Consider the following 5,760-nt stretch of genomic DNA (forward strand, 5'->3'; position numbering starts at 1 on the left):
CAGTTCGTCGCCTACGCAACGGCGCCTGACCGGCGGGACGGCCGCGACGGCCGCTTCGCGGCCTGCCCCTCCTCGAGGTCGGGGCGTGCGGGGCCGGTTCGGGATCGGCCTTACACCTCGGGCGTGCTGATCGACCAGGCGGCGTGCGGGATGTAGCTCTCGCGGCCGGTGGCGGTGTCGCGGGCCAGGATCGGCAGCTGCACCTCGATACCGATCAGGCGCAGGTCCGGTTCGGGCTGGGATTCGATGGTGAGCGCGCGAATGCCCGCGGGGTAGTCGGCGAAGCTGAGCACCCGGTCGACCTGCTCGCCGGAGGGGCGCTGGTAGATCAGCTGCACCAGCCAGGGCGATTCGGAGATCTGGTCCGGCAGCGAGATCTGCACGGGCTTGCCCGACCGCACCGGCAGCTCGGCCATCTCGCCGTACCGGCAGTCCTGCATGGTGACGGTGCAGTACATGAACGGGTCGACGGTGATGGCCTCGCCGTTCGCGAACGCGGTGATCTGCGGTTGGTGCTCGGGCGCCTTCGACACGGCGTACGCGACCAGCCCGGCGGTCACCGCGGCGACGGCGAACAGGCCGACCGCGACCAGCGCGACGATCGTGCGGACGTTGAGCTTGCTCACCGGATGGGGTCTCCTGTCCCTCGCGGAACCGCACCGGGGCCTGCCCGGTGCGGATGGGTAGTTGGCACTTCCTGCTCGGCGTGCTGCGGACGATTGCCGCCGAGACCCGGCAGCAGGGAATGCCCGGCGTAGCTGACGAAGGTCTGGATCAGTCCGGCCACCAGGATCACGCTGATCACCGCGAAACCCTTCCAGAATTCGATCGGCAACAGCACACCGGCCGCCCCGCCGATCACCCAGCTCAGCTGCAAAACGGTCTCCGACCGGCCGAAACCGGACGCGATCGACTCCGGGGGCAGGTCGTCCTGGATCGCGGCGTCCAGCGACACCTTCGCCAGCGCGCTCGCCGCCGACGCGACCAGCGCCGCGAAGGCCGCGCCGAACAGATTGCCGGTCAGCATCGCGAACAGCGCGACCGCGGTGCACGCGGCGGTACAGCCGAGCACCACCAGCGAGGGCCTGCCGAGTTGCAACCGGGCGCCGGTCGCGTTGCCGCCGAAATTGCCGAAGCCGGCCGCGGCGCCGACCACCGCGAGCATGGCCGCCTGCTCGGTCGGGCTGCCGCCGGAACCCTTGGCGACGAAGGCGATGTAGAAGGTCAGGAAGCCGGTGAGCACGCGAATGGAACTGTTGCCCCATAGCCCGGTGACCACCGCCCGGCCCAGCGGCTGCCGCCGCTTCCTGGCGGGCACCGAGGACTCCTGACCTGGCGCGAGCACCTCGGTGTGCGCGTCGGGACCGTGATAGCTCAGCGTCGCTGGCACCTCGCCCTCGGTGACCTCCACCCACGACGGAATCCGCAGACTCAGATACGCGCCCGCGATGGCGATGCCGGTGGCCAGCACCAGCGCGCCGGTGGAGTCGGCGATCAGCGCGGCCAGCGCGGCCAGCGCGCCCGCCCCGAGAGTGCCGCCGACCAGGCCGAAGATGGTCAATCGCGAGTTGGTGCGGACCAGATCGATATCCGGTGGCAGCACGCGTGGCGTGACCGCGCTCTTGAGTACCGCGAACGATTTCGAGCCGACCATCATGCACAGGGCCAGCGGATACAGCCCCCACGTGTCGATCTCGACGATCAGCAGCACCGCGAAGATGGCGCGCAGCCCGAACGTCGTCGCCAGGGCGAGCCTGCGACCGCGTTGCAGCCGGTCCAGCAGCGGACCGATCAGCGGCGCGATGATCGCGAACGGGGCGATCGTGATCAGCAGGTACAGCGCCACCTTCGTCTTGGACTCGGCGGTGGCGCTGGCGAAGAACAGGGTGTTGGCCAGGGAGACGGCGATCGCGGCGTCGAGCGCGAAGTTGGCCATCGTGGCGTAGGTGAGCGCGGTCAGGCCGGACTGGTCGGCGCCGTCGGCCTTGGCGGCGCGCTGGAAGGTCGCGAAGCCGCGTTCGGTGAGTTGCCTGCTGCGCATGGCGGCGACGCGGGTCACGGTGAGTTTGCGTGGAATCCGCTGCTCGACTTGGTCGTCGACGGGCTCGTCGCGGGGGAGCGGGCGGGTCGGCGGCGGAGCGGCGCGTTTGTCGTCGGCCGGTTGACCCCGCTCACGTGGTGCGCTCGGTCCGGCCGGTGCGCCGCGCAACGGTGTGGTCGGCGCGGAACCCGGGTCCGCCTTGCCACGCCCGAACAGGCTCCGCGACCTGACCGTCGGCGGATCAGGCGAGTCGGCGCGGGGGAAGACCTTGCGCGGCCGCCGCGGCTGTTCGTCGTGACCCGCGCGCGGCGGGTACTGCCCGAAGCCGGGGTGTCGGCCGGGTGGGGTGCCCGCGGCGGTACCGTCCCGGCGACCACGGTCGGGACCGGATGGTTCGCGGGGCGTAGTCACAGTCCAATTCTGGCGCACGCGGGCGCACGCCGTTCACTCGCGGCGCGGCAGTGTCGGCCATATCGCGTCATTTCGGCACGAACCGCACCTCGAACAGGCGCGGCCAGTACTTGCCGGTGAGCAGGAACCGGTCGGTGCCCGGCAGATGCGCGATGCCGTTGAGGACATCGGTGCCCGACCGCTCGCCGCGGCTGAGCAAACCGCCCGCCTCGATGACGGCGAGCACCTGGCCGGTGTCCGGGTCGATGCGCAGGATCTCGTCGGAGGGGTAGTTGTTGGCGTAGACCGTGCCGTCGGGGGCGCAGTCCAGCTCGTTCGGCTGTGGGGCGCGGTAGCCGGTCAGGGTCACCGAGCCCGTTTTCGCGAAGGTCACCGGATCGCGGAAGGTGAGGGTGGGCGTGCCGTCGCTCATCACCAGGCGCCGCGGCTGTGCGCACAGGCCCCACCCCTCGCCCTCGTAGCGGGTGCGGCCGGTCTCGGCCAGGGTGACCGGGTCGCGCGCGATGGCGACCTCGTCCTTCCAGGTCAGCTGCCAGACGATGGTGCCCGCCCTGGTCATGCCCTCCCCGAACATCGGGTCCGGCAGGTCGACGCGCGCGGTCTCGGCGCCGGTGGCCTGGTCGGCGGCCCGTGCGCTCGACACGCCCCACATGCCGGTGCTCTCGTAGCGGATGCCGTCGACGACCTCGAGCCCCTGGGTGAAAGCCCCCGGATCGTGCGGTGACGAGCCGATCACCTCCACGCGCCAGCGCGGCGGCCCCGGCTCTTCGGAGCCGCCACAAGCCGCCGCGCCGAGCAGGCTGACCAGCAACGCGACGGCCAACGAACTCCGATTGCACTTCATACGGCAAAATGTATGCCGTGAGCGCAGTATCTGTTTCGGAGTCCGGCGTGCGTCCTGTTCTGGCCGATGCGGCCGAAGTCGCACGTCGTGCGCTCGTCGAGTTGGAACCCGACGGGGTAGGAGTCCATCTGGGGGTGAGCGCCGAGGACGAGACGGCGGCAACCCACCGGTTCGAGGCGACCCTGCCCGGCTACCGCGGCTGGCAGTGGGCCGTCGTCGTCGCCGCGCCGCCGGAGGCCGACTACGCCACGGTCAGCGAGTCGGCGCTGCTGCCGGGCCCCGATGCCCTGATCTCCCCCGACTTCATCCCGTGGGAGCAGCGCGTGCGCCCCGGCGACCTCGGTCCCGGCGACCTGCTCGCCCCGCCCGCCGACGATCCGCGTCTGGTGCCCGGCTATGTGGCCAACGGCGACCCGGTCGTCGACGAGGTGGCCTACGAGGTCGGCCTCGGCCGCACCCAGGTGCTCAGCCTCGAAGGCCGCCTCGAGGCCGCCCAGCGCTGGTACACCGAGTTCGGCCCCGACACCGAGATGGCCAAGGCCGCCCCCTCCACCTGCGGCCTCTGCGGCTTCTACCTGCCCCTGGCAGGAGCCCTGCGCGACTCCTTCGGCGTCTGCGGCAACGCGATGGGCGCCGACGGCCACGTCGTCCACATCGAATACGGCTGCGGCGCCCACTCCGACGTCGTCGCCCCCAGCGGCAACGGTTCACCCCGCTACGAAGCCTTCGACGACCACGCCGTGGATTTCGTCGAGATCGTGCGGCCGGCGGCCGAAGCCGTGGAGACGGCCGAAGCTGACGCTGCGGCTGCGGCAGTCGAGTCCGGACAGCCCGTCGGCTCGCAGGAGACCGCCGAGGCGGAAGCAGCGGACGCGGCGGCCGCCGAACGCGCGGCGCTCGCCGAGGGCGCTCTCCCGGAGTCGGCCGACGAGGTCGTCGCCGCGGAGCTGACCTCGGATGCCGAGTCCGCCCCGGTTACGGAGACCGCTGCGTCTGCCCCGGTCGCCGAGGCTGCGGCCGAGGCTGCGGCGGAGTCCGGCCGGTCTGCCATGGAGTCGCAGGCTGACGTCGAGGCGGCCGGGGGCGCAACCGCTACCGGCGCCGGTGACGCCGTGGCTGAATCTGCTTCTGACGCTGAGGCTGTGGCGGAATCCGGCCCGGCCGCGACGGAGGCCCCGGACTCGGGCGTTGGGGCTGAACCGGCCTCGGACACCGACGTTGCCGCTGAGACGGCTGCTGACGCGAATTCTGCTGGTGCCGAACAGGTCGGGACCGAATCTGCGTCGGGTGCTGAGGCTGTGGCCGGTTCCGAAGGGGTCGGCGAAGTCGCTGAGGCGGCCGAGTCGGGTGCGGCGAACGGTGCGCAGGCCGATGAGGCTGTGAACGGCGAGTCCGGTGCTGCGGGTGCTGGCGATTCGGTGAATGAGCACGGATCGTCGGTGGCGCGCTGAACGGTTCGGCGGATCCCTTCGGCACCGCGGAGCTGCGTGCCGGAGTGCTTGCCGCCTGGCGGGATTCGCCGACTCGGCTGCGTGAGGACAGTGCGAGTGAGGCGGATCTGGTGGCCGCGGGCTACCGGGATCGGGTGTTCACCGAGCTCGCGCAGAACGCTGCCGATGCCGCGGCGAAGGCGGGGGTGGCGGGTGAGCTGAGCGTGCGGGTGCTCGACGGGCGCCTACATATCGCCAATACCGGTGTGCCGCTGAGTGTTTCCGGTGTGCACGCGCTCACCGCACTGCGGGCTTCGGGGAAGACCGATGTCGAGCAGGTCGGGCGGTTCGGTGTCGGCTTCACGGCGGTGCGGTCCGTCGGCGACGAGATCGAAGTCCGCTCCACGACCGGATCGATCCGCTTCTCCCGTGTCGCGACCCTGAACGCATTGCGCGAGATCGGGATCCAGATCCCCGACGACCTGGCCGCGATCGCCCCACCGGTGCTGCGCCTGGCCTGGCCGGTGCCGACCACTCCGGTCACCGGCGCCGACACCGAGATCGTCATCCACTTGCGCGACGACGTGGACGCGGACGCCCTGCTCGAGGCGCTGCGCGCAGAAGCAATCGACCTCCTCCTGGAATTTCCTGCCCTGCACCGCATCCGGATCGCTGACATGGAGTTCACCAGCACCGTCACCGACCTCGGCACCAACGGCCTCACCGAGCTGGCAATCACCCCGTCCGGTAACACCACCCAGCGCTGGTGGCAGTACAGCACCCCCAGAGCCCGCTGGCTGCTGCCCCTACGCGACGGCCGCCCCGTCGCCACCGCCCCCGACGTCCTGCGCGCACCGACCCGCTCCGACGAGGAACTGTCCCTCCCCGCGATCCTGGTCGCCGACATCCCCATGCAGCCCGATCGCCGCCGCCTCCTTCCCGGCGCACGCATCACCGAAATCGCCACCGGCTACGCCGATTTCGCCCGCGCCCTCCCGCCCCGCGACCGCCTCGTCCTGGTCCCGGCCCCCGGC

General features: G+C 71.3%; 5 protein-coding genes. 2 read left to right on the plus strand and 3 right to left on the minus strand.

What is annotated here, in order from left to right; genetic code table 11:
• Positions 1-110 precede the first annotated feature (110 nt).
• The 3 genes from ACFWPJ_RS22635 to ACFWPJ_RS22645 form a co-directional block, all read right to left on the minus strand.
• The gene (locus tag ACFWPJ_RS22635) at positions 111-626 is read right to left on the minus strand and encodes a DUF2771 domain-containing protein (RefSeq protein WP_378854347.1); all 516 of its coding nucleotides are present in this window, start codon (positions 624-626) and stop codon (positions 111-113) included.
• Positions 623-2,452 (minus strand): MFS transporter, encoded by a 1,830-nt coding sequence (locus tag ACFWPJ_RS22640; protein ID WP_378854349.1) that lies wholly within the window; start codon positions 2,450-2,452, stop codon positions 623-625. The genes ACFWPJ_RS22635 and ACFWPJ_RS22640 overlap by 4 nt, the downstream gene beginning before the upstream one ends.
• 67 nt (positions 2,453-2,519) lie before the next feature.
• The gene (locus ACFWPJ_RS22645) at positions 2,520-3,296 is read right to left on the minus strand and encodes a glutaminyl-peptide cyclotransferase (RefSeq protein WP_378854351.1); all 777 of its coding nucleotides are present in this window, start codon (positions 3,294-3,296) and stop codon (positions 2,520-2,522) included.
• Between the two features lie 17 nt (positions 3,297-3,313).
• On the opposite strand from ACFWPJ_RS22645, the gene ACFWPJ_RS22650 reads away from it, so the two are divergent.
• Both ACFWPJ_RS22650 and ACFWPJ_RS22655 read left to right on the plus strand, forming a co-directional pair.
• Positions 3,314-4,747: a DUF3027 domain-containing protein gene (locus tag ACFWPJ_RS22650; protein WP_378854353.1), complete on the plus strand. Its 1,434-nt coding sequence runs from the start codon at positions 3,314-3,316 to the stop codon at positions 4,745-4,747.
• A 44-nt stretch (positions 4,748-4,791) separates the two neighbouring features.
• Positions 4,792-5,760 (plus strand): sacsin N-terminal ATP-binding-like domain-containing protein (locus tag ACFWPJ_RS22655; RefSeq protein ID WP_378854355.1); only part of this gene is annotated, 969 nt, incomplete at its 3' end.

This window comes from Nocardia sp. NPDC058497, assembly GCF_042720195.1.
In the GTDB taxonomy this organism is placed as follows: Bacteria; Actinomycetota; Actinomycetes; order Mycobacteriales; family Mycobacteriaceae; genus Nocardia.

What these genes read in the sequence shown, in the direction of transcription:
- ACFWPJ_RS22645 (WP_378854351.1), bottom strand. Translation starts at nt 3,296, where the DNA reads ATGAAGTGCAATCGGAGTTCGTTGGCCGTCGCGTTGCTGGTCAGCCTG.